Genomic DNA, 22226 nt, shown 5'->3' with positions numbered 1-22226 from the left:
AAGCGTCCTGCTTACTGACCAGAGGTCTGGGCAAGTGGAAGAGGGGTGTCGTCGATCTGCACTTTTTCGCCGGGGCGGGCGTGTTGCAGGCCTTCGATGACGATACGATCACCGGGCTTGAGGCCGCCGGTGACGATCCAGCGATTGTTCTGCACTGCGCCGAGCTGCACCGGCTGCTGCGCTACACGCATTTGTTCGTCGACGGTCAGCACCTGAGCAACCCCGGCGCTGTCACGCTGCACGGCGCGTTGCGGCACGGTGATGCCGTTCTGGATCATCGCTTGTTCCAGACGCACGCGGATGAAACTGCCCGGAAGCAAATCCAGATCCGGATTGGGGAATTCGCTGCGCAGAATGATCTGGCCGGTGCCCGGGTCGACGGTGATGTCGCTGAACAGCAGTTTGCCCGGTAACGGATACAGGCTGCCGTCGTCCTGAATTAACGTCGCCTTGACCTGATCCTGACCAACTTCCTGCAATTGCCCGGAACGGAACGCCCGGCGCAGCTCGTTGAGTTCACGAGTGGACTGGGTGAGATCGGCGTGAATCGGGTTCAATTGCTGAATCAGCGCCAGCGGCGTGGTTTCGTTCTGCCCGACCAGTGCGCCTTCAGTCACCAGTGCACGACCTACGCGCCCGGAAATCGGCGCGGTGACGGTGGCGTAACCAAGGTTCAGCTTCGCGCGCTCGACCGCTGCCTTATTGGCGGCAACATCGGCGGCGGTTTGCCGGGCACTGGCGCGGGCGTTGTCGTAGTCCTGACCGCTGATGGCCTTGTCGTCGATCAATTGCGCGTAGCGCTGTTCCTGCAGTTTTGCCTGGAACGCATTGGCTTCGGCTTTGCGCAGCGCGGCTTCGGCGCTGTCGAGGTCAGCCTTGAAAGGGGCTGGATCGATACGGAACAGCACATCACCCTTTTTCACGTCGCTGCCTTCACGGAAGGTGCGCTGCAACACCACGCCGGCCACCCGTGCGCGCACTTCGGCGATGCGCGGCGCAACAATGCGGCCGCTGAGTTCGCTGCTGATCGACAGAGGATGGGTCTGGATGGTTTCGATGCGCACCGTGGCTGGCGGCGCCTGCTCTTCGGCGTTCGAGGATGAGTCACAGGCGCTCAGCGTCAGCGCCATTGCGATCAGGCCGAGCCCGGCCAGCAGTTTGTTCGACATGTACAACCCCCAATATTGATGGCCGCATCCTACGGCCAGACGCGCAGATTAGCGGTGAAGCTTTGTAGGCGCTGTGTGAAATTGTGTAAGGGTTTTGCTCAGGAACGGGTGAGGGCGTATATCCTTTAGCCCTTGAAATTTATTGCAACAGTCGGATCGCCATTGCGGGCAAGCCCGCTCCCACAAAGATCGGTGGTGAACACACATTTTGTGATCACCCTGGAACACTGTGGGAGCGGGCTTGCCCGCGATGAGGCCCTCAAGATCGCTACAGCACTTTCTGGAACACCTCCATGCCCAACATCCTCCTGGTCGAAGACGACACCGCCCTCGCCGAACTGATTTCCAGCTACCTCGAACGCAACGGTTATTCCGTCAGCGTCATCGGCCGCGGTGACCACGTGCGTGAGCGGGCCCGGCTCAATCCGCCGGATCTGGTGATTCTCGACCTGATGCTGCCGGGGCTCGATGGCCTGCAAGTCTGTCGCTTGCTCAGGGCCGATTCGGCGACGCTGCCGATTCTGATGCTGACCGCCCGCGACGACAGCCACGATCAAGTGCTGGGCCTGGAAATGGGCGCTGACGATTACGTCACCAAACCTTGCGAACCGCGCGTGCTGCTGGCCCGCGTGCGCACGTTACTGCGCCGCAGCAGTCTCGGCGAGCCGATGACGGCCAACGATCGCATCCTTATGGGCAACCTGTGCATCGACCTGTCGGAGCGCACCGTGACCTGGCGCGATCAGCCGGTCGAACTGTCCAGCGGTGAATACAACCTGTTGGTGGTGCTGGCCCGCCACGCCGGCGAAGTGCTCAGCCGCGACCAGATTCTGCAACGTCTGCGCGGTATCGAATTCAACGGCACCGACCGCTCGGTGGACGTGGCGATTTCCAAGCTGCGGCGCAAGTTCGACGACCACGCCGGTGAGGCGCGCAAGATCAAGACCGTGTGGGGCAAGGGCTATTTGTTCAGCCGGTCCGAGTGGGAATGCTGAACTGATGTTCCGCATCCTTTTTCGCCTGTATCTGGTGACGATCGTTTCCTACAGCGCGGCGATTTATCTGGTGCCGGATCTGGTGGTCATGGCATTCCGCGAGCGATTCGTCACCTATAACCTCGACTATTCGCGCGGCCTGCAATCGCTGATCACCAAACAGTTCCATGCCACGCCGCATGCGCAATGGCCGGCGCTTGCCGCGTCGATGGACAAGGATTTTCAACCGCTGCACATCGTGCTCGCGCGCATTGACAGTGCCGATTTCACCGCGATCGAACAGGAACGCTTGCGCCGTGGCGAAAACGTCGTGCGTATCGGCGATTGGGGCTGGCGCACGCTGGCAGTCACGCCGCTGGATAACGACACTGCCGTGCAAATGGTCGTACCGCCGGATCCGCTGGACGTCAATCTGTTGTACTGGAGCATCAATGTGCTGATCGGCGCGAGCCTGTTGGGCTGCCTGCTGCTGTGGCTGCGCCCGCACTGGCGCGATCTGGAACGCCTCAAAGGCACCGCCGAACGCTTCGGCAAAGGCCATCTCAGCGAACGCACCAAGATCACGCCGAGCTCGAACATCGGCAGTCTGGCCAACGTCTTCGACACCATGGCCGGTGACATCGAAAACCTGCTCAACCAGCAACGCGACCTGCTCAATGCGGTCTCCCACGAGCTGCGCACACCGTTGACGCGTCTGGATTTCGGCCTGGCGCTGGCGCTGTCCGACGATTTGCCGGCGGCGAGCCGCGAGCGCTTGCTAGGACTGGTCGCGCATATTCGTGAACTCGATGAATTGGTGCTCGAATTGCTGTCCTACAGCCGTTTGCAGAATCCGGCACAACTGCCTGAGCAAATCGACGTCTCGCTGGACGAGTTTATCGACAGCATTCTTGGCAGCGTCGATGAAGAGCTGGAGTCGCCTGAAATCGTCATCGACGTCCTGTTGCACGGTCAGCTTGAACGCTTTGCACTGGATCCGCGCCTCACCGCACGGGCCATACAGAACCTGCTGCGCAACGCCATGCGTTACTGCGAAAAACGCATTCAGATCGGCGTGCAGGTCAACGCTGATGGTTGCGAGATCTGGGTGGATGATGACGGCATCGGCATTCCCGATGACGAACGCGAGCGGATCTTCGAGCCGTTTTATCGACTGGATCGCAGCCGCGATCGGGCCACCGGTGGCTTTGGCCTGGGTCTGGCCATCAGCCGCCGGGCACTGGAGGCGCAGGGCGGCACGCTGACGGTGGAGAGTTCACCGCTGGGTGGCGCGCGGTTCCGGTTGTGGTTGCCGACTACTGATTAAGCAGACAAATACCTGTAGGAGCTGCCGCAGGCAGCGATCTTTTGATCTTGATCTTAAAAAACCAAATCAAAAGATCGCAGCCTGCGGCAGCTCCTACAGGGGTATGTGTATTGATCAGATCAGATCGGTGGACTGGATCAACTCAATCCCAGCCTCTTGCATCCGTTCAATCGCCGCTGCCAGTGATCCATCCAGATCAATCGCCCGACACGCATCGAGCACCACAACCGCATTGAATCCCGCCGCCCGCGCATCCAGCGCCGAGTACATCACGCAGAAATCCAGCGCGAGGCCGACCATGTAAACGGTGTCGATGCCGCGCTCTGACAAGTAACCGGCCAATCCGGTGGTGGTGCGGCGGTCGGCTTCGAGAAACGCCGAGTAACTGTCGATGTCCGGATTGCAGCCTTTGCGGATCACCAGTTGCGCGTGGGGCAGGTCCAGTTGCGGGTGAAACTCGGCGCCGGCGCTGGCCTGCACACAATGATCGGGCCACAGCGTCTGTTCACCGTAAGGCAATTGAATGACGTCGTAAGGCTGGCGACCGGGATGGCTGGAGGCGAATGAGGCGTGACCGCGCGGGTGCCAGTCCTGGGCGATGACGACTTGCTGGAACTGACGCGCGAGCTGGTTGATCAGCGGCACGATCCGCTCACCTTCAGGCACCGGCAGGCTGCCGCCGGGGATGAAATCGTTCTGAACATCGATAACCAGTAATGCAGTGCGAGACGAAATCGGCATAGGTGCAATCCTCCTTGGACAAATCACTTGCCCAGAATAGTGACAACGCTGGCTAGGCGGTTAAACGACTTCTCAACAACTGCGCCCGTGCCTGCAGATCTGCTGTTGGCACGTGGCCGATCAGCATCCACGCATGTTCGCGTTCGGTCCAATACGCGACGTTCATCTCGTGTCGGCGCTCGTTGGCCAATGGCTGGCTGCCGCTGTTCGAGCGGGTGATGCACAAGGCCAACGGCCCGTGCCGTTGATCCAGATAAACGATCTGCGCAATCGGCACGCCGTCGTACTCAAGCAACTGTGCACGTTTGAACTCGGCGCCGGGCAGTTTCAATGCTGCCGGTGACAGATTCAGGCCCAGACGTGCATCGACGCTGCGCAGTTGCGCCCGTTGCGTGGCTTCGTCGCTAGGCAAGTAATCGAGGGTTTGCGGCACATAGAGCGCCATGTAGTCGCCGACCATTCGACGCCAGTTATGCGTTTGCTGCGCCTGCCAGCCGAGGACCAAGCGGTCGGCCAATACGCCACCGGCCACCAGAGCGGCCGCCGCGCCGCCGATAAACCAGCGCCGACTCAACCCCGGATTTTGCGGGGCAGGAATAGCATCCAGCCGCGCCTGCAAACGATCCAGCGGCGCCTGTTGCGTCAGTTCGTCATAGGCGTTTTTGAACGGCAGATTGCTGCGCGCCAGCCATTGCACGCGCAGGCTGAGCAGCGGGTCGTCGGCGATGGCCGTGCCCAATTGGCGGCGATATCCCGGGTCCAGTTCGTCATCCAGATAGGCGACCAGTTGTTCGTCCGAAGGCGTGTTCATGACCGGTCTCCTTCGGTGGTTTTCGGCACCGCTTGCAAGGGCGGGTATTCGGCGAGTTTCAGGCGCGCCGTGGCCAGTCGGCTCATCACCGTGCCGATCGGGACTTGGAGAATTTCGGCGACTTCGCGGTAGGACAAGCCCTCGACATACGCCAGGTACACCGTTTCACGCTGGGTTTCCGGCAGTGCATCGACGCGGCGGATCACTTGGGTGGCCATCACATGAGTTTGCGCGGCGTATTCACCGTCGAACGTCAGTTGCGTGTCGGCGTCGACTTGCCCCGAGCCATGGCGCACGCGGCGCGAGCGCACTTCGTTAAGCCAGATCGAATGCAGAATGCTCAGCAACCAGCGATCCATGCGCGTGCCGGCCACGTACTGGCGGCAGCGCTCCAGCGCCCGCACGCAGGTGGCCTGGACCAAGTCCTCGGCGACGTGCCGATTGCGCGACAGCAGCAAACCGTAACGCCACAAACGCGCCAGATGCTGTCCGAGTTCGGCTCTAAAGGCCTGATCGCTGACGATGATCGTCTCCACTTATAAAGGTCAGGTTTTCGTTGAACCGTTGATGGCTTCAGCCAGATCCAGGTATTCCTCGCAGGACGTGCCGCAAATCGACTGGATCTGCTGCAACTGTTCTTGTGCCAGGTCGACGCGTCCTTTGATCACATAGGCCTCGCCGAGGTATTCGCGCACCTGCGCATACTGCGGATCGAGTTTCACCGATTGCAGGTAATAGGTGATGCCTTCGTCGGTGCGCCCCAGTTTGCGCGTGGCATAACCGCGATAGTTGAGGGCCTTGGCGGTGTTCGGTTGCTTGAGGGTGTCGAGCAATGCCAGCGCCTCATCGTAGCGACCGGCCTTGGCCAGACGATACGCGTAATCGGTGCGGTCCGCGTCCGGCAACAGGCTGCTGGTTTGCAGCACGCATTTCTGCGTTTTGCTGTCCCAGACCTGGCCTTTCGGGCATTCGGGCTTCTGCACCGGATCGTCTTCATCACCGTTGGCGAAGGCCAGATGACTCGACATTGCAGCGGCCAGTAGCAACGGGGCGGCGAACATAACGGAACGGATAGTCATGGGCAAGGCTCCACAGGGGGTTATGTTTCACTTTGAACACCACAGGGTGAAATTTTATTCATTGCATTTGTCAGTGACTGTTCAAGTCAGGCACAAATTCCGGCGCTATGCTCGTCAGCGTCTGCCGTTGATCCGAAGGCTGTATATGAAGGGGAAACTGCCATGAACGATCATCTCCACCATGCCACTGGCGGCTACAAAACCGCCGCTGACACTTACGTCAAAGGGCGACCGGATTATCCGCCGCAGGTCAGTGAGTGGCTGAGCGCGACGTTGGGTCTCGATCATCACAACACCGTGATTGATCTGGGCGCCGGCACCGGCAAGTTCACCGGCCGACTGGTGGCGACGGGCGCGCAAGTGATCGCGGTTGAGCCGGTGGCACAGATGCTCGAGAAGTTATCTGACGCGTGGCCGCAGGTGCTGGCCGTACACGGCACCGCGACGGATTTGCCATTGCCGGACGCGTCGGTGGATGTGGTGGTCTGCGCGCAGGCGTTTCATTGGTTCGCCAGTGCAGACGCGCTGACCGAAATCGCCCGAGTGCTCAAGCCTGGCGGCAAGCTCGGTCTGATCTGGAACCTGCGCGACACAACCGTGAGCTGGGTGCCGAAGCTCGATGCCATCGTCAATTCGCTGGAGGGCGACACGCCGCGTTACTACACCGGTGAATGGCGCAAGGCGTTTCCGCATCCGGCGTTCGGGCCGTTGCAGCTGCAGCGCTTTCACAATGGTCACACCGGATCGCCGGAAGACGTGATTTTCAATCGGGTGAGATCGACCAGTTTCATTGCCGCGTTGCCGGATGCGCAGCGGGCGAAAGTCGATGAGCTGATTGGTGCGTTGATCGCGGCCGAGCCTGAGTTGCGGGGCAGGGAGGTGGTGACGGTGCCGTATGAGACGGCGGCGTTTGTGGCGGTGAAGGGCAGTTAGATTGGCGGGGCGGCTAATCGCTAGCAGGGCCGGTTCCCACAGGGGTTTGGTGAACACCGAAAATCCTGTGGGAGCCAGCCCTGCTGGCGATTGAAGTCACTGCCGATCCCTATCAGTCCCGCATTTGGCTGAACCGCCACTGTGATGCCTTGTTATAGTTCGGGCCTCATTTTCTGCCCGGTTAAGGATCACTGCCATGACTCAATACTCCGCCTTCAGCGTCGAACTGGCCGACAACATCGCCCATGTGCAGATCAACCGTCCGGAAAAGATCAACTCGATGAACGCGGCGTTCTGGAGCGAGATCGTCGAGATCTTCCAGTGGATCGACGACACCGACGAAGTGCGCGTGGTGGTGCTCAGTGGCAACGGTAAACACTTTTCCTCCGGCATCGACCTGATGATGCTCGCCGGTGTCGCCAACGAGCTGGGCAAAGACGTTGGCCGCAACGCGCGCCTGTTGCGCCGCAAGATCCTCACCCTGCAAGCCTCGTTCAACGCCGTCGACAACTGCCGCAAACCGGTGCTCGCGGCCATTCAGGGTTATTGCCTGGGCGGCGCCATTGATCTGATCGCTGCCTGCGACATGCGCTACGCCGCCGAAGACGCACAATTCTCGATCAAGGAAATCGATATCGGCATGGCCGCCGATGTTGGCACTTTGCAACGGTTGCCACGGATCATCGGTGACGGCATGCTGCGTGAACTGGCTTACACCGGTCGCACTTTCGGCGCTGAGGAGGCGCGCAGCATCGGCCTGGTCAATCGTGTCTACAGCGATAAGGATGCGCTGCTCGAAGGCGTGATTGATATCGCCCGCGAAATTGCCTCGAAATCACCGATTGCCGTCACCGGCACCAAGGAAATGATCAGCTACATGCGCGACCATCGCATCGACGACGGTCTCGAATACGTTGCCACCTGGAACGCTGCCATGCTGCAATCCACCGACTTGCGCGTGGCCATGGCCGCCCACATGAGCAAACAGAAACCCGAATTCCTGGACTGAGAAACCATGACAGCTCGCTGGACCACTGCAGTACTGGACACCGATCAACCGGGCGGCTGGGCGGTTGCGCGCAGCCCGGACGGTTTTTTGTTCGATGACAACGGCGCGCTGTTCCCCCGGGAATGGCTCAAGCGTCAGGACTTGTCAGTCCTCACCGAGCACGGCATTGGCCATCTCGATGGCGAGCCGGTGTACCTGCTCGAACTGCGCAGCGCCAGCGAAGTGCCGGGTTGCAACTGGAAAGGCCTGCGGGCGTTCATGCTCGATGGCGATCACACGATCTACAAAGTGCTCGGTTATGCCGCGCAGATCGGCACTTGGGCTCGTGAGCACCGTTTCTGCGGCAATTGCGGCCAGGCGATGACACAGGTGCCGCGCGAGCGGGCGATGTATTGCCAGCCGTGCGATCTGCGCAGTTATCCACGTATTTCGCCGAGCATGATTGTGCTGATTACTCGCGGCGACGAGATTTTGCTGGCGCGCTCACCGCGTTTCGTCACCGGGGTTTACAGCACGCTGGCCGGTTTTGCCGAGCCGGGCGAGTCGGCGGAGGAGTGCCTGATTCGTGAAGTGCGTGAGGAAGTGCAGATCGAGGTGAAGAACATTCAGTACCTGGGCAGCCAGTGCTGGCCGTTCCCGCATTCGATGATGCTCGGCTTCCATGCCGAATATGCCGGTGGCGAGATTGTCTGTCAGGAGGACGAGATCGAAGACGCCCAATGGTTCAACGTGCATGATCTGCCGCCATTGCCGGCGTCCAAGTCGATTGCCCGTTACCTGATCGACGTCTACGTGGCGCGGCGCTTAGGCCACGCTGAACCAGTGCTGCCAGGCTAGGCGCACAGTCAAACCCAGCACCACGGTGATGAACACCGGGCGAATGAATTTGGCGCCGCCGCTGATCGCGGTGCGCGCGCCAAAGAAGGCGCCGACCATCACCGACAGGCCCATGCTCAGGCCGATGATCCAGTCCACTTGTCCGGAAAACACGAACACCGACAGCGCCGCAATGTTGCTGACGAAGTTCATGCTGCGCGCCACACCGCTGGCCTTGACCAGATCGATCGGATAAAGCAGCAGACTGCTCACCGTCCAGAACGCGCCCGTGCCGGGGCCGGCAACACCATCGTAGAAACCGAGGCTGAAGCCTTGGGTCGATTGCCATTTCTTTTTGATCGGCGCATCGCTGTCCAGCGGCGCTTTCGGTGTGCCGCCGAACAACAGGTACAGGCCGCAGGCGAACACAATCACCGGGAGCATTTTGTTCAGCCATTCCGCCGGCAGGTAATGGGCGACGATGGCGCCGGTCAGCGCGCCGACCAGTGTGCCGACAATCGCGTGCACCCACTGCCGTGGATGAAACAGCTTGCGGCGATAGAAGGTGAAACTGGCCGTGGCCGAGCCGAACGTCGAACTCAGTTTGTTGGTGCCCAGCACCAGATGCGGCGGCAGGCCAGCGGTCAGCAGCGCCGGGGTGGTCAGCAGACCGCCACCGCCGGCGATAGCGTCGATGAAACCGGCAATGAAAGCGACGATGGCCAGAATGGCCAGGGTGGTGAGGTCAACGCTGAGTTCGAAAGGCATGGAATCGGCTTATTCGGCAGGGCGCAGAACGTGAGCTGCGGGGAGGGCGGTCATGTTACTCATTTCCAAGTGTTGCGGCGACCCATCTGACGCCATCGCTGGCAAGCCAGCTCCCACAGGTTTTACGGTGTGCAAGAGTCCTTTGTTCACTCTGATCCTTGTGGGAGCTTGCCAGCGATGGCAATTGAACATTCAACCAATTCATTGACTGACCGTCCGCTATCGCTAGCAGGGCTAGCTCCCACAGGGGGATTGCTGTGAGCTTAGAGACCGAGGTCGGACAGGCCCGGATGATCATCCGGGCGGCGGCCCAGTGGCCAGTGGAACTTGCGTTCACTTTCCTTGATCGGCATGTCGTTGATGCAGGCGTAGCGCTGGAACATCAGGCCGTTCTCATCGAACTCCCAGTTTTCATTGCCGTAGGAGCGGAACCAGTTGCCTGAATCATCGTGCCATTCATAGGCATAACGCACGGCGATGCGCGTGTCGGAGTAGGCCCAGAGTTCCTTGATCAAGCGGTAATCCAGCTCTTTCGCCCATTTACGCGTCAGGAAGGCCTTGGCTTCTTCGCGGCTGTTGGCAAACTCGGCGCGGTTACGCCACTGGGTGTCGAGGGTGTAGGCCAGCGATACCCGTTCCGGGTCGCGGGAGTTCCAGCCATCCTCGGCCAGACGTACCTTTTCGATGGCCGATTCACGGTTGAAGGGCGGCAGTGGCGGGCGTTGCTGGGCTGCAGTCGACATATCAGTCTCCCAATCTAATCAATAATTGAACAACAAGTCCGGCCTTATTAAGGCGTTACAGGTCCAATAACTTTCGCGCCATGCATTGCGCATTATCGGCGGCACTGTGATCACCCATCACAAGCGCTACGGTAATGGCACCGTCAATCAGGATCAGCAACTGTTTGGCCAGCAGTTGCGGATCCTCGGCACCCTGTTCGGTACAAAGCTCGCACACGTAGTCGAGCAGCTTCTGTTTGTGTTCTTTGGCAACCAACCGTACGGGGTCTTGCGGGTCGCCGGTTTCGCCGCTGGTATTGATGAAGGCGCAGCCGCGAAAACCTTCCGAGGCAAACCAGCCCTTGAGCACGGTAAACAGGTTGAGCAGGCGTTCGGCCGGGGTTTCGGCCTGATCGACGGCGTTTCTGTACCAATGCATCCAGCGGATGTCGCGGCGTTGCAGGGCGGCGGCGACCAGCTCATCTTTATCCGCAAAATAACGGTAGATGCTTTTTCTGGAGACGCCGGCGGTTTTCACCAGAAGATCCATGCTGGTGGCAGCGATGCCACTTTTGTAGATCAGCTTTTCGGTGACATCCAGAATGATGTCGCGTGTGTCAGTGCTAATGATTTCGTTCATGTCACGAACAGTAGAATGGTTGTTCTCCTTTGGCAATTATTTTTTTAAGATCGAAAGATCGCAGCCTTCGGTAGCTCCTACATCGGTCGGTGTAGGAGCTGCCGAAGGCTGCGATCTTTTGATCTCTTTACGGGCACTAACAAGACCCGAGGGATGTGATGGTGTAAGCTCTCGGGTTCTTCGGATTCGACCCATTGCGAGCCCTATGCCGTTGCTTTTCAAACGTTCCTTGCTGCCTAAACTGCGCAGCTTTCCGCTGACCGCCGAGGCCGTGACCATTCTGTCCGGCGCCGCCGAGTTTCGTCGTTGCCTGCTGGAGAAAATCGCCGCAGCGACCCAACGCATCTACATCGTTGCGCTGTACTTGCAGCAAGACGAGGCCGGTCAGGAAATCCTCGATGCCCTCCACGCCGCCAAGCTCAAGCGCCCCGAGCTGGAAATCGCTGTGGTCGTCGACTGGCTGCGTGCGCAACGCGGACTGATCGGTGCCGGCAAGCAGCCGGGCAATTCGGCGTGGTATCAGGAAATGACCCGCACGCACGAAAGCGAAGTGCCGGTCTACGGCGTGCCGGTGCAGACCCGCGAACTGTTCGGCGTGCTGCATCTGAAGGGCTTCGTGATCGACGATTGCGTGGTCTACAGCGGTGCGAGCCTGAATAACGTCTACCTGCACAAGTTCGACAAGTACCGTTTCGACCGCTACCACGTGCTGCAAAGCCATGAGCTGGCCGACTCGATGCATCATCTGGTCAAGCATGGCTTGATCGAGTCGAAAGCCGTGCATCGCCTCGATCTGCCGAACCTGCCGACCACGCGCAGCCTGCGCAATGACATCGGCGACCTGCGCAGCCGCCTAAAATATGCGACGTACGACACCGCCACTGGCAGCACCGCCAGAGACGGTTTGTCCGTGACTCCGTTGCTCGGCGTCGGCAAGAACAACCCGTTGAACCGGGCGATTCTCGAACTGATCGCCAGCGCGCAAAAGCAGCTGACCATCTGCACGCCGTACTTCAACCTGCCGCTGGGCGTGATCCGTGAGATCAATCGCGCGCTGGCCCGTGGCGTGAAGATCGACATCGTGGTCGGCGACAAGACTGCCAATGACTTCTATATCCCGCCGAGCGAGCCGTTCAAGGTGATTGCGGCGCTGCCGTACCTGTACGAGATCAGCCTGCGACGCTTTGCCAAGCGGCATCAGCGCAACATCGACAGCGGCCAGTTGAACCTGCATCTGTGGCGTGATGGCGATAACACCTATCACCTCAAGGGCATGTGGGTCGATCAGCGCTATACGCTGCTCACCGGCAACAACCTCAATCCACGGGCGTTCCGCCTGGATCTGGAAAACGCGTTGTTGATCGATGATCCGAAGGGCGAATGGCTGGAACCGCGGGCGAAAGAGCTGGAAGAAATTTTCCGCAACACCACGCGGATCGAGAATTTCCAGAGTCTGGAGACGTTGCCGGAATACCCGGCCGGGGTGGCGAAGTTTCTGAAGCGCGTGAGTCGGGTGCGGATTGAGCGGTTGTTGTACCGGATTCTGTAGCGCCGCTGGAAATGCCATCGCTGGCAAAGCCAGCTCCCACAGTGTTCTTGGTGATCCACAAATATTGTGTACACCCAAGAACCTGTGGGAGCTGGCTTGCCAGCGATGGGGCCTGCCTAGACGCTAAAAAACTCAGTTCAGCCCCAACTTGCCACGCAACGTGGACAAGTCTTCCGCCAGCGTATTCACCGGCCCAACCAGCGCTTTACGGTCGTTATCCTTCACCTTATCATACGTCTCAAACCCACCATCCTTGGTCTTGTACTTGGCCAGAATCTTGTCGACCGTGGCAAAGTTCTTGTCGACCTTCGCGATGAACGCCTTGTCCTGCTTTTCGATCTGCGGACGGAACAGATCAACGATTTTCTTCGCGCCGTCGATGTTGCCCTGGAAGTCGTACAGGTCGGTGTGGCTGTAGCGATCTTCTTCGCCGGAGATCTTGGTCGCGGCGACTTCTTCCAACAGGGCGGCAGCACCACCGACGACTTTCTCAGGCGGGAAGGTCAGGCCGGCCACACGAGTTTGCAGGTCTTTGACGTCGCTGTTGAGCTTGTCTGCCAGCTCGTTCAAACCCTGGGTGCTTTTCTCCGAGAACAGCGTGTATTCGATGCGGTGGAAACCGGTGAAGTCTTCCGCTTTCACGCCTTTCTCGTGATCATCCACGCGGGAGTCGATGGACGCATCGAGGTCACTGAACAGCTCGGCAATCGGCTCGATCGACTCGTAGTAAACGCGAGTCGGCGCATAGAGCTTTTGCGCGGTGGCCAGATCGCCTTTTTTCACCGCATCGGTGAACTGTTGAGTGTGGCTGCCCAGCTCATCGAGTTTTTCGGTGACATAAATCTTGTAGTCCGACACCGGCCCGACCAGATCCAGCGGTGCCGTGGCGGCAAACGCCGACAGCGGGGTGTTGAGCAAACCAAGGGTCAGCAATAACGCGAGTGGCGTCTTTTTCATGGGGGCGGCTCCAGTGTGGGGATGTTGTTTTATGCAGCTGTTTTCGGTTGTGTGGCATTGAGCAGCGAGCGACCGATGAAATCCTTGTCGCTCGTGACACCCGGCAGGGTGAAGAAATAGCCGCCGCCGACCGGTTTGAGGTATTCCTCAAGCGGTTCGCCGTTGAGGCGGGTCTGCACGGTGATGAAGCCTTTTTCCAGGTCGGCTTGGTAACAGATGAACAGCAGGCCCATGTCGAGCTGGCCGTTCTTGTTCACGCCGTTGGAGTAGTTGAACGGCCGGCGCAGGATCAGGTTGGCCTGGCTCGCGGCGGTGCGCGGGTTGGCCAAGCGTATGTGCGCGTCGAGTTTGGTCAGCTTGCCTTCTGGATCCTTGTGGTAATCCGGCACTTCGGTTTCATGTTTGCCACCGATGGGCGCGCCGGAGGTTTTCACCCGGCCGAGGATGCTTTCCTGTTCCTGCAACGGCGTGCGATCCCAGCGCTCAACGAAGTTGCGGATGATCCGCACCGCTTGATAGCTGCCATGCGCGGCCCAGGCCGGTTCGTCGCTGCCCGGTTGCACCCAGACGATGCTGTCCATGGCTTTGGCGTCGTTGGAGTTCGGGTTGGCCGAACCGTCACGGAAGCCGAGGAAATTGCGCGCCGACTGGGCCGGCACACCCGGTTTCGCCGGGGCTTGCGGCGGCACGCTGCCTTCCTGTTTCCAGCGCACCAGCAGCAGGTCGGGGAGGTTTTTGACGATGTCGCGCAGGGCGTGAATGTTGGTGTCGGTGGTGTTCGAGCAGAACTGCAGACTCAGGTCGCCGTGGCAGCAATCGGCTTCCAGTGCATCGTTGGGGAAACCGACCATGCGGATCAGCCGCTTGGGCTTGGCGTCGGCCAGACCGAAGCGCTCGTCGAACAGCGATTCGCCGACGGAAACGGTAATGGTCAGGTTATCCGGCGTCACGTTCGGGCCCAGGATGCCGGAATCCGGCGGCGGCAGTTTCGGATCGATCTGGGCGACCGGGCCGCCCTTCATCAGGAAGGCGATGCGCTCGTTGAGGGTGCGGAACAGCCGCTCGAGATCTTCACGGTCACTGGCCAACACGTCGAACGACACCAGCATGCCCGAGGCCGGGCGCGGAGTAACGATGCCGGTCTGATGCACACCGTGGAAATCGTGGCGATCTTCGGTCTTGTCGCTGCTCGGCGCTTCGGTGACTTGTGCCGGCGCGGCGGCCATGGCCGGGCAACTCAGCGCGCTACCGGCGAGGGCGACACCGGCGGCGCCCATGCCCATCAGGACACGGCGACGTTGCAGGTTGAGGTTTTCTGATTCTTTCATTGCAAATTCGTCTTCTGCTTACAGGCCAGAGAGGCCGAGGGCGGGATCGATGCCATCCAGTGCGTCGGCCAGAGCCTGAGCCTTGTCGGCGATCTGCTTGCGTTGTGCGCCGCTGACGGAGTCGTAGCTGGCGTAGCCGTCCTTGATCTTGTAGCTGTTGAGTTCGGTGTCGAAGTCCGCCAAGGCCTTGTCGATTTTCGGCAACAGGTCGGCGGCGGATTTGCTCAGCATTGGCCGCAGCAGATCGACGACTTTGTGCGCGGTTTGCGCATTGGCGGCGAAACCGTTGAGGTCGCTGTGGCTGTAGCGTTCCTCTTCACCGCTGGCGGCGCGCACGTCGGCCAACGTGTTGAGGTTGCGCACGACGATGTTGACCAGTTGCTCAGGCGGCAGACTCTGCGCGAGCAGTTGCTGTTTGAGCGCGGTGACATCGCTGAGCAGGCGCTGGGCAACCGGTGCCAGGTCATCGAGTTCGCGCTGCTGGAACAGGCCGAATTCGAGGCGATGGAACCCAACGAAGGCCGGATCCTGCTCGCGTTTCTCGAAGTAATCGGCGCGGGCGTTGATGCTGTTGTCCAGCTCCGCCAGACGCTGCGCAGCCGGGGCCAGACGTTGATACGCCGCGCGTGCCGGCAAGTACAGCGCTTGAGCCTGACTCAAATCGCCGCTTTCGATGGCTTGATCCAGAGCGGTCACGGCTTTGATCAGCGCGCTGCTCTGGCTGGCCAGATACACACGGAATTCCGACAGCGGGCCAACGAAAGCGACCATCGACGGTTTGGCTTTCGCGGCAGCATCGGAGGCAGCCGTCGGCGTCACATGCAGGGTGCCGCGTGGGTTGCTTAACAGGCCGCAGGTGATCGCATAGTCGCCGGGTTGCAGATTGGCGTTGATTACCTGGCTCAGGCCCGGCGCAATGTTTTCGCGTTCTTCGACGACCAGCACGCCGTCGAGAATCTCCCATTCCACCGCTCGGTCGGAGCGGTTGACGATGCGGAAACTGGCGCGGCCCGCCGGCACGGTGAGGGCATTCGGTTCGCAACTGCCCGGATGGATGTTCACCACCATTTCATCGTGGTTGTGCTGACGTTTGGCCGCGGCCATTTTCGAGGCGTACCAGAACAGGCCGCCGGCAGCGATCATGATGACCACCGAACCGGCCACCGCCCAGCGTAAGGCACGGGGAGGGGAGGCCTGAGGAGTATTAGGCTTTGACATGGAGGCCCTTATTGGCTGGAAACGGAAGACGATTGCGCGGAGGGCTTGGGTGCGGGAGCCGGATAGAAGAACATCACCAGCGCTACCACCAGATAAATCAGATACGCCCCGAGGGTGCTGACGGTCGGTGCATCCTGATAACCGAACATGCCGGCCAGCACCGAGCCCAACGGGCCGTCCATCGGCAGCGTCGCGCTGAAATCGAACAGCACGGTCTGCAGGTGATTCCACAGTCCGGCCTCATGCAGCGCCTGCACCGAATTGGCGAGAATCCCGGCGGCGACCACCAGAATGAACAGGCCGGTCCACTTGAAGAACGCCGAAAGGTTGAGGCGCATGCTGCCGCTGTAGATCAGGAAACCGACAATGATCGCCAGAATCAGGCCGAGCAGAGCACCGATCGGCGCGCCCGGGCCCTCGCTTTGCTGGAACACCGCGAGCAGGAAGAACACGGTTTCCAGACCTTCGCGAGCGACGGCGAAGAAGACCATGGCGATCAGCGCAATGACCTGATGCTTGGAAGAAGTCAGCGCGTGATCGAGTGAGGCTTGCAGCGAATGTTTGATCGAGCGCGCGACTTTGCGCATCCAGAACACCATCGAACTGAGAATCCCCACGGCGACCAGCCCGACGATGCCTTCAAACAGCTCCTGCTGCTTTTGCGGGAATTCGGCGCTGACCAGTTCCAGACCGCCACCGACCAGCAGGGCGAGGGCGGCGGCGAGGAAAACGCCGATCCATACGGCGGGCATCCACTGGCCACGGCCGGTCTGTTGCAGGTAGCTGGCGATGATGCCAACGATCAGCGCGGCTTCAATGCCTTCGCGCAGCATGATCAGAAAGGGAACGAGCATTCGGTGTCCAGTAAGTCATTTGTAGAGGTTACAAGTTGTAACATAATGACAACCATTCTCACATGACAATCATTGACACAAACCTGAACAGAAGCTGAACAAGTTAAAGAACAACCATTCTCATGCGCGTTGCACCGATTCATCGTGGGAGCTAGCCCTGCTAGCGATGGCGGTGTGTCAATTGAAGGAATATTTGACCGGGACGGCCTCATCGCTAGCAGGGCTAGCTCCCACAGGGGATCTGTGTGGTGTTTGAGGTAAGATGTTTGCCACTCAAAAACAACAAGGTTCACCGCGCTCCATGTCGGAAAAAGACACCATCGCCGTTCAACTGGTGCGTGAAGCGCTGTTGCAAAGTTGCGCGCCGGGCGTGGCCACGGACGAAGTCTTGAGCAAGGTCGGCATTGCGCCGGCGCTGCTGCAAACCGCGCAGGGCCGGGTGCCGGCCTCGCAGTACGCCAAGCTCTGGCGCCTGCTGGCCCGGCGCGGCGATGACGAGTTCTTTGGCATGGACCCGCGCAAACTCAAGTCCGGCAGCCTCGAATTCCTCTGCCGCAGCGCAATGGCGCAGCCGACGCTGGCGGCGGCTTTGAACACTGGCCTGAGCTTTCTGTCGTTGATGCTTGAGCGCATGCCGGCGCAGTTGGTGCACCAGCAAAGTCTGGCGGAAATCGTGCTGCTGGAGGACGACGCCGAACCGCGCCGCGCCTTTACCTATTTCACCTATTGGATGATCGTCCACGGCGTTGCCTGCTGGCTGGCCGGGCGGCGGATTCCGATTCTGGCGATTGAATTGCGTTGCCCTGAACCGGACTTCACCGATGACTACCGGGTGATGTTTTCCGAGAACCTGCGGTTCGATCGGCCACGCACGCGGATGATTTTCTCGGCTGATTGCCTGGATCTGCCGATCAAGCGATCAGCCGAAGAGTTGAAGCGCTTTCTGGCCCATGCGCCGGCCAATATCCTGGTGAAGTACCGCGACCCGGAAAGCCTGGCGAGCCGGATCAAGCAGGATCTGCGGCAGTTGCCGGCAGAACAGTGGCCGGAAACCGAAACGCTGGCCCAGCAATTGTGCATGTCGGCCTCGACCTTGCGCCGGCGCCTGGCGGAAGAAGGGCAGACCTATCAGGGACTCAAGGACAGTGTGCGCAAGGAGTTGGCGATCATCTGGCTGGCGGAGCCTTCGATCAGTTTTGTCGAGATTGCGGCGCGGTTGGGGTTTGCTGATGCGAGTTCGTTTTACAAGGCGTTTCGCAAGTGGTCGGGGTCGAATCCTGGGCATTACCGCACGCTGATCTTGAATGAGGTTGTCTGACCCGACGCCATCGCCAGCAGGGCTGGCTCCCACAGGGGATTTGTGCACGACGCGAAAACCCCGTGATGATCGTTCCCACGCTCCGCGTGGGAATGCCTCTTGGGACGCTCTGCGTTCCGGTTTTGAAGTGGACGCAGAGCGTCCGCGGCGGCATTCCCACGCAGAGCGTGGGAACGATCGGTGTGGCAGGGCATGGCCAAACCAGTCAGCCATGTTGATGGCTTTGACCATTGCCCCAACCCCCGCACAGCGCGACTATCCCTCTGTTGTTTACGGTTCCCAGCCTAATAAAAACACAGAGGGATTCTGGCAATGCGCGATTACTTGTCTGCCACCGCACAGTTCAATTATCAGCACACCGTGGATGCCGCGCTCAGCGGTTCGCTTGAGGCGCTCAACGCCTGCGTCGAATGCTGCGACCGCCACGCCTTGCCGGGGCGCATCGCGCTGTTCTGGGAGGGCCGCGACGGCGCCAGTGCGACATACACCTTCAGTGATCTGCAGGACAAAGCCGCGCGTTTCGCCAATTTTCTCCTTGCCCAAGGTGTGCGGAAGGGTGACAAAGTCGCCGGCCTGCTACCGCGCAATATCGAATTGCTCATCACCGTGCTCGCCACTTGGCGCATCGGCGCGGTGTATCAGCCACTCTTCACCGCGTTCGGCCCCAAAGCCCTCGAACATCGGCTGAACTGTTCCGACGCGAAAGTCGTGGTCACCGATGCGGTCAACCGGCCGAAACTCGCTGAAGTCGCCGATTGCCCAACCCTCGTCACCGTCGGCGGATCGAAAGGCCAAGGCATTGTCCGTGGCGATTTCAGTTTCTGGGCCGAACTGGCCAACTATTCCAACGTCTGCAAACCGGTGCTGTTGACCGGCGAAGACCCATTCCTGTTGATGTTCACTTCCGGCACCACCGGCCCGTCGAAAGCACTGTCGGTGCCGCTCAAAGCCATCGTCGCGTTCCAGAGCTACACCCGCGATGCCGTGGATTTGCGTGCGGAAGATTCGTTCTGGAACGTCGCCGATCCGGGCTGGGCCTATGGCATCTATTTCGGCGTCACCGGCCCGTTGTCGATGGGCCACCCGATCACTTTCTACGATGGCCCATTCACCCTCGAAAGCACCTGCCGGGTGATCAACAAATACGGCATCACCAACCTCACCGGATCGCCGACGGCTTATCGTTTGCTGATTGCCGGTGGTGATGAATTCGCCAAATCGATCAAGGGCAAGCTGCGCATCGTCAGCAGCGCCGGCGAGCCGCTGAACCCGGAAGTGATCCGCTGGTTCGCCGACAACCTCGACGTGGTCATCCACGACCATTACGGCCAGACCGAACTGGGCATGGTGCTGTGCAACCACCACGGCCTCGACCACGCGGTACACGTCGGCGCCGCCGGTTTCGCCTCGCCGGGCCATCGCATCGTCGTGCTCGACGAGCAGTACAACGAACTCGGCGTCGGCCAGCCGGGCATCCTCGCCATCGACCGCCCGCAATCGCCGATGTGCTGGTTCGGCGGCTACGAAGGCGTGCCGACGAAAGCTTTCGTCGGCGATTACTACCTGAGCGGCGACACCGTGGAATGGAATCCGGACGGCAGCATCAGCTTCGTCGGCCGCAGTGATGACGTGATCACCACCTCCGGCTACCGCGTCGGTCCGTTCGACGTGGAAAGCGCGCTGATCGAACACCCCGCGGTGGTCGAGGCGGCTGTCGTCGGCAAACCGGACCCGGAGCGCACCGAACTGGTCAAAGCCTTCGTGGTGCTGAGTGCGCAATACCGTGCCGCGCCGGAGCTGGCCGAAGAACTGCGCCAACACGTGCGCAAGCGTCTGGCCGCGCATTCGTACCCGCGTGAAATCGAATTTGTCAGCGAATTGCCCAAGACCCCGAGTGGCAAATTGCAGCGCTTTATCTTGCGCAACCAGGAAATCGCCAAGGCTCAAGAGGCCGCGGCGCATAACGTTTCAGCTTGAATCAGGAAGTACTGTCATGCAGATCGAGAACAAGGTTTTTATCGTCACCGGCGGCGCGTCCGGCCTGGGTGCCGCCACCGCAGAATTGCTGGTGAGTGCCGGCGTCAAAGTGATGCTGGTGGACATGAACGCCGAAGCTGTCGCCGCCCAGGCTCAGCGTCTCGGCGCGCAAAGCGTGGTCGCTGACATCAGCAATGAAGCCGCCGCCGAAGCTGCGGTGCAGGCGACGGTCGCCGCGTTTGGCAGCCTCAACGGTCTGGTCAACTGCGCCGGCATCGTCCGAGGCGAGAAGATCCTCGGCAAGAACGGCCCGCATGCGCTGAGCAGTTTCGCGCAAGTGATCAACGTCAACCTGATCGGCAGCTTCAACATGCTGCGTCTGGCCGCTGCGGCGATTGCCGAATCCGAGGCAAACGCTGACGGTGAACGCGGCGTGATTATCAACACCGCGTCGGTGGCGGCGTTCGACGGCCAGATCGGCCAAGCGGCGTACGCGGCCTCCAAAGGCGCAATCGCCAGCCTGACCCTGCCGGCCGCCCGCGAATTGGCGCGTTTCGGCATCCGCGTGATGACCATCGCCCCAGGCATTTTCGAAACGCCGATGATGGCCGGCATGACCCCGGAAGTGCGTGACTCGCTGGCCGCCGGCGTACCGTTCCCGCCGCGCCTGGGCAAGCCTGGCGAATACGCTGCGCTGGTTCGGCATATCATCGAAAACAGCATGCTCAACGGTGAGGTGATCCGTCTCGACGGCGCCTTGCGCATGGCCGCCAAGTAAGAGGATTTGTCATGACTATTTCCAACGACCCGATTGTTATCGTCAGTGCCGTGCGCACACCGATGGGCGGTTTTCAGGGCGAACTGAAAAGCCTCACTGCGCCGCAACTCGGCGCTGCTGCAATCAAGGCTGCGGTTGAACGCGCCGGTGTTGCCAGTGACTCCGTCGACGAGGTGCTGTTCGGTTGCGTGTTGCCCGCCGGCCTCGGTCAGGCACCTGCACGTCAGGCTGCGCTGGGCGCCGGGTTGGACAAATCCACCCGCTGCACCACCGTCAACAAGATGTGCGGCTCAGGCATGGAAACCACCATTCTGGCCCACGACATGCTGGTCGCGGGCAGTGCCGATGTGGTGATTGCCGGCGGCATGGAAAGCATGTCCAACTCGCCTTATCTGCTGGATCGTGCCCGCGCCGGTTACCGCATGGGCCATGGTCGTGTGCTCGACTCGATGTTCCTCGATGGCCTCGAAGACGCCTACGACAAGGGTCGTTTGATGGGCACCTTCGCCGAGGATTGCGCCGAGACCAACCACTTCAGCCGTGAAGCGCAGGATGCATTTGCCATCGCCTCGACCACCCGCGCACAGCAGGCGATCAAGGACGGCAGCTTCAAGGATGAAATCGTCCCGCTGACCGTGACCGTTGGCAAAGAACAGGTGCTGATCAGCAACGACGAACAGCCACCGAAAGCCAAACTGGACAAGATCGCCTCGCTGAAACCGGCGTTCCGCGAAGGCGGCACGGTGACGGCGGCGAACTCCAGTTCGATCTCTGACGGTGCGGCGGCACTGGTGCTGATGCGTCAGTCGCAGGCGCAGAAACTGGGGCTGAAACCGCTGGCGGTGATTCATGGCCACGCTGCGTTCGCCGACACCCCGGGCTTGTTCCCGGTGGCGCCGATTGGGGCGATCAAGAAGTTGATCAAGAAGACCGGTTGGTCGCTGGGTGACGTCGATTTGTTTGAGGTCAATGAAGCGTTTGCCGTGGTTGGCATGGCGGCAATGACGCATCTGGAAATCCCGCATGACAAGCTGAACGTGCATGGCGGTGCCTGTGCGCTGGGTCACCCGATTGGCGCGTCGGGTGCGCGGATTCTGGTGACGTTGCTGTCGGCACTGCGGCAGAAAAAGCTAAAACGCGGGATTGCAGCGATCTGCATTGGCGGCGGCGAAGCCACGGCCATGGCCGTGGAATGCGTTTACTAACGTTGACACTGGACCCTGTGGGAGCGGGCTTGCCCGCGATGGCGGTGGGTCAG

22 protein-coding genes are annotated in these 22226 nt (G+C 60.4%); 10 read left to right on the top strand and 12 right to left on the bottom strand.

Going from position 1 to position 22226, the window contains the following annotated elements:
- Positions 1-11: 11 nt before the first annotated feature.
- Positions 12-1169, bottom strand: a complete 1158-nt coding sequence (locus tag AC3Y64_RS14925; protein WP_489984261.1) for an efflux RND transporter periplasmic adaptor subunit — start codon at positions 1167-1169, stop codon at positions 12-14.
- 293 nt (positions 1170-1462) lie between these two features.
- On the opposite strand from AC3Y64_RS14925, the gene AC3Y64_RS14920 reads away from it, so the two are divergent.
- Together AC3Y64_RS14920 and AC3Y64_RS14915 are read left to right on the top strand one after the other, a co-directional pair.
- The gene (locus AC3Y64_RS14920) at positions 1463-2164 is read left to right on the top strand and encodes a response regulator (protein ID WP_065261627.1); all 702 of its coding nucleotides are present in this window, start codon (positions 1463-1465) and stop codon (positions 2162-2164) included.
- A 4-nt stretch (positions 2165-2168) separates the two neighbouring features.
- Entirely contained in the window at positions 2169-3470 is a 1302-nt protein-coding gene (locus AC3Y64_RS14915) for an ATP-binding protein (RefSeq protein WP_489984260.1), read from the top strand.
- Between the two features lie 114 nt (positions 3471-3584).
- Here the strand turns inward: AC3Y64_RS14915 and pncA are convergent, their stop codons facing one another.
- The 4 genes from pncA to AC3Y64_RS14895 all read right to left on the bottom strand — a co-directional run bounded on the left by pncA (position 3585) and on the right by AC3Y64_RS14895 (position 6101).
- Positions 3585-4211 carry a bifunctional nicotinamidase/pyrazinamidase gene (pncA, locus tag AC3Y64_RS14910; RefSeq protein ID WP_489984259.1) on the bottom strand — a complete coding sequence of 209 codons (627 nt, stop codon included), beginning with the start codon at positions 4209-4211 and terminating at the stop codon, positions 3585-3587.
- A gap of 52 nt (positions 4212-4263) precedes the next feature.
- Positions 4264-5022 (bottom strand): anti-sigma factor, encoded by a 759-nt coding sequence (locus tag AC3Y64_RS14905; RefSeq protein WP_489984258.1) that lies wholly within the window; start codon positions 5020-5022, stop codon positions 4264-4266.
- Positions 5019-5504 carry an RNA polymerase sigma factor gene (locus AC3Y64_RS14900; protein ID WP_489987971.1) on the bottom strand — a complete coding sequence of 162 codons (486 nt, stop codon included), beginning with the start codon at positions 5502-5504 and terminating at the stop codon, positions 5019-5021. The genes AC3Y64_RS14905 and AC3Y64_RS14900 overlap by 4 nt, the downstream gene beginning before the upstream one ends.
- A 63-nt stretch (positions 5505-5567) precedes the next feature.
- Positions 5568-6101 carry a tetratricopeptide repeat protein gene (locus tag AC3Y64_RS14895; RefSeq protein WP_489984257.1) on the bottom strand — a complete coding sequence of 178 codons (534 nt, stop codon included), beginning with the start codon at positions 6099-6101 and terminating at the stop codon, positions 5568-5570.
- Positions 6102-6263: 162 nt separating this feature from the next.
- Between AC3Y64_RS14895 and AC3Y64_RS14890 the strand changes: the two genes are divergently transcribed.
- From AC3Y64_RS14890 to nudC, 3 genes are all read left to right on the top strand, one after another.
- Positions 6264-7034 (top strand): class I SAM-dependent methyltransferase, encoded by a 771-nt coding sequence (locus AC3Y64_RS14890; RefSeq protein ID WP_489984256.1) that lies wholly within the window; start codon positions 6264-6266, stop codon positions 7032-7034.
- Between the two features lie 196 nt (positions 7035-7230).
- Entirely contained in the window at positions 7231-8043 is an 813-nt protein-coding gene (locus AC3Y64_RS14885) for a crotonase/enoyl-CoA hydratase family protein (RefSeq protein ID WP_489984255.1), read from the top strand.
- A 6-nt stretch (positions 8044-8049) separates the two neighbouring features.
- Positions 8050-8880: an NAD(+) diphosphatase gene (gene nudC, locus AC3Y64_RS14880; RefSeq protein ID WP_489984254.1), complete on the top strand. Its 831-nt coding sequence runs from the start codon at positions 8050-8052 to the stop codon at positions 8878-8880.
- On the opposite strand, the gene AC3Y64_RS14875 is transcribed toward nudC, so the two are convergent.
- From AC3Y64_RS14875 to AC3Y64_RS14865, 3 genes are all read right to left on the bottom strand, one after another.
- On the bottom strand, positions 8848-9627 hold the full coding sequence (locus AC3Y64_RS14875; protein WP_064390185.1) for a TSUP family transporter: 780 nt from the start codon (positions 9625-9627) through the stop codon (positions 8848-8850). The two genes, nudC and AC3Y64_RS14875, sit on opposite strands and share 33 nt — an antisense overlap.
- A gap of 263 nt (positions 9628-9890) precedes the next feature.
- Entirely contained in the window at positions 9891-10370 is a 480-nt protein-coding gene (locus AC3Y64_RS14870; protein ID WP_489984253.1) for a nuclear transport factor 2 family protein, read from the bottom strand.
- 55 nt (positions 10371-10425) lie between these two features.
- The gene (locus tag AC3Y64_RS14865) at positions 10426-10989 is read right to left on the bottom strand and encodes a TetR/AcrR family transcriptional regulator (protein WP_489984252.1); all 564 of its coding nucleotides are present in this window, start codon (positions 10987-10989) and stop codon (positions 10426-10428) included.
- Positions 10990-11194: 205 nt separating this feature from the next.
- Here AC3Y64_RS14865 and pssA point away from each other — a divergent pair, with 205 nt between their 5' ends.
- Complete coding sequence (gene pssA, locus AC3Y64_RS14860) at positions 11195-12538, top strand: CDP-diacylglycerol--serine O-phosphatidyltransferase (RefSeq protein ID WP_489984251.1); 1344 nt, start codon at positions 11195-11197, stop codon at positions 12536-12538.
- A 132-nt stretch (positions 12539-12670) separates the two neighbouring features.
- Here pssA and efeO (AC3Y64_RS14855) read toward each other — a convergent pair whose 3' ends face one another.
- Genes efeO (AC3Y64_RS14855) through efeU form a run of 4 tightly spaced genes read right to left on the bottom strand, consistent with a single transcriptional unit; the run spans position 12671 to position 16895 of the window.
- Positions 12671-13495 (bottom strand): iron uptake system protein EfeO, encoded by an 825-nt coding sequence (efeO, locus tag AC3Y64_RS14855; protein WP_122591035.1) that lies wholly within the window; start codon positions 13493-13495, stop codon positions 12671-12673.
- A 29-nt stretch (positions 13496-13524) separates the two neighbouring features.
- Positions 13525-14823 carry an iron uptake transporter deferrochelatase/peroxidase subunit gene (efeB, locus tag AC3Y64_RS14850; RefSeq protein ID WP_489984250.1) on the bottom strand — a complete coding sequence of 433 codons (1299 nt, stop codon included), beginning with the start codon at positions 14821-14823 and terminating at the stop codon, positions 13525-13527.
- An 18-nt stretch (positions 14824-14841) separates the two neighbouring features.
- Positions 14842-16041 (bottom strand): iron uptake system protein EfeO, encoded by a 1200-nt coding sequence (efeO, locus tag AC3Y64_RS14845; RefSeq protein WP_489984249.1) that lies wholly within the window; start codon positions 16039-16041, stop codon positions 14842-14844.
- A gap of 8 nt (positions 16042-16049) precedes the next feature.
- Entirely contained in the window at positions 16050-16895 is an 846-nt protein-coding gene (gene efeU, locus AC3Y64_RS14840; protein WP_105706568.1) for an iron uptake transporter permease EfeU, read from the bottom strand.
- Between the two features lie 301 nt (positions 16896-17196).
- Between efeU and AC3Y64_RS14835 the strand changes: the two genes are divergently transcribed.
- The 4 genes from AC3Y64_RS14835 (at position 17197) to AC3Y64_RS14820 (ending at position 22173) form a co-directional block, all read left to right on the top strand.
- A complete protein-coding gene (locus AC3Y64_RS14835; RefSeq protein ID WP_489984248.1) occupies positions 17197-18213 on the top strand; it encodes an AraC family transcriptional regulator in 1017 nt (338 codons plus the stop codon).
- 312 nt (positions 18214-18525) lie between these two features.
- Entirely contained in the window at positions 18526-20190 is a 1665-nt protein-coding gene (locus AC3Y64_RS14830; RefSeq protein ID WP_489984247.1) for an AMP-binding protein, read from the top strand.
- A 16-nt stretch (positions 20191-20206) separates the two neighbouring features.
- The gene (locus AC3Y64_RS14825; protein ID WP_489984246.1) at positions 20207-20968 is read left to right on the top strand and encodes an SDR family NAD(P)-dependent oxidoreductase; all 762 of its coding nucleotides are present in this window, start codon (positions 20207-20209) and stop codon (positions 20966-20968) included.
- Positions 20969-20979: 11 nt separating this feature from the next.
- On the top strand, positions 20980-22173 hold the full coding sequence (locus AC3Y64_RS14820) for an acetyl-CoA C-acyltransferase (RefSeq protein WP_489984245.1): 1194 nt from the start codon (positions 20980-20982) through the stop codon (positions 22171-22173).
- The last annotated feature ends 53 nt before the right edge of the window (positions 22174-22226 follow it).

The organism is Pseudomonas sp. 4CAES_32.4 (assembly GCF_058136335.1).
This window is presented reverse-complemented; position numbering and strand designations above follow the sequence as displayed.

Bases quoted from the DNA above. Each gene is read 5' to 3' on its own strand.
- AC3Y64_RS14920 (WP_065261627.1), top strand. From the start codon at position 1,463: ATGCCCAACATCCTCCTGGTCGAAGACGACACCGCCCTCGCCGAACTG.
- AC3Y64_RS14890 (WP_489984256.1), top strand. From the start codon at position 6,264: ATGAACGATCATCTCCACCATGCCACTGGCGGCTACAAAACCGCCGCT.
- efeU (WP_105706568.1), bottom strand. From the start codon at position 16,895: ATGCTCGTTCCCTTTCTGATCATGCTGCGCGAAGGCATTGAAGCCGCG.
- AC3Y64_RS14925 (WP_489984261.1), bottom strand. From the start codon at position 1,169: ATGTCGAACAAACTGCTGGCCGGGCTCGGCCTGATCGCAATGGCGCTG.
- AC3Y64_RS14835 (WP_489984248.1), top strand. From the start codon at position 17,197: ATGTCGGAAAAAGACACCATCGCCGTTCAACTGGTGCGTGAAGCGCTG.
- efeO (WP_122591035.1), bottom strand. From the start codon at position 13,495: ATGAAAAAGACGCCACTCGCGTTATTGCTGACCCTTGGTTTGCTCAAC.
- AC3Y64_RS14870 (WP_489984253.1), bottom strand. From the start codon at position 10,370: ATGTCGACTGCAGCCCAGCAACGCCCGCCACTGCCGCCCTTCAACCGT.
- AC3Y64_RS14825 (WP_489984246.1), top strand. From the start codon at position 20,207: ATGCAGATCGAGAACAAGGTTTTTATCGTCACCGGCGGCGCGTCCGGC.
- AC3Y64_RS14915 (WP_489984260.1), top strand. From the start codon at position 2,169: ATGTTCCGCATCCTTTTTCGCCTGTATCTGGTGACGATCGTTTCCTAC.
- AC3Y64_RS14830 (WP_489984247.1), top strand. From the start codon at position 18,526: ATGCGCGATTACTTGTCTGCCACCGCACAGTTCAATTATCAGCACACC.
- AC3Y64_RS14875 (WP_064390185.1), bottom strand. From the start codon at position 9,627: ATGCCTTTCGAACTCAGCGTTGACCTCACCACCCTGGCCATTCTGGCC.
- pncA (WP_489984259.1), bottom strand. From the start codon at position 4,211: ATGCCGATTTCGTCTCGCACTGCATTACTGGTTATCGATGTTCAGAAC.
- AC3Y64_RS14885 (WP_489984255.1), top strand. From the start codon at position 7,231: ATGACTCAATACTCCGCCTTCAGCGTCGAACTGGCCGACAACATCGCC.
- AC3Y64_RS14905 (WP_489984258.1), bottom strand. From the start codon at position 5,022: ATGAACACGCCTTCGGACGAACAACTGGTCGCCTATCTGGATGACGAA.
- efeO (WP_489984249.1), bottom strand. From the start codon at position 16,041: ATGTCAAAGCCTAATACTCCTCAGGCCTCCCCTCCCCGTGCCTTACGC.
- pssA (WP_489984251.1), top strand. From the start codon at position 11,195: ATGCCGTTGCTTTTCAAACGTTCCTTGCTGCCTAAACTGCGCAGCTTT.
- AC3Y64_RS14865 (WP_489984252.1), bottom strand. From the start codon at position 10,989: ATGAACGAAATCATTAGCACTGACACACGCGACATCATTCTGGATGTC.
- nudC (WP_489984254.1), top strand. From the start codon at position 8,050: ATGACAGCTCGCTGGACCACTGCAGTACTGGACACCGATCAACCGGGC.
- AC3Y64_RS14820 (WP_489984245.1), top strand. From the start codon at position 20,980: ATGACTATTTCCAACGACCCGATTGTTATCGTCAGTGCCGTGCGCACA.
- AC3Y64_RS14895 (WP_489984257.1), bottom strand. From the start codon at position 6,101: ATGACTATCCGTTCCGTTATGTTCGCCGCCCCGTTGCTACTGGCCGCT.
- efeB (WP_489984250.1), bottom strand. From the start codon at position 14,823: ATGAAAGAATCAGAAAACCTCAACCTGCAACGTCGCCGTGTCCTGATG.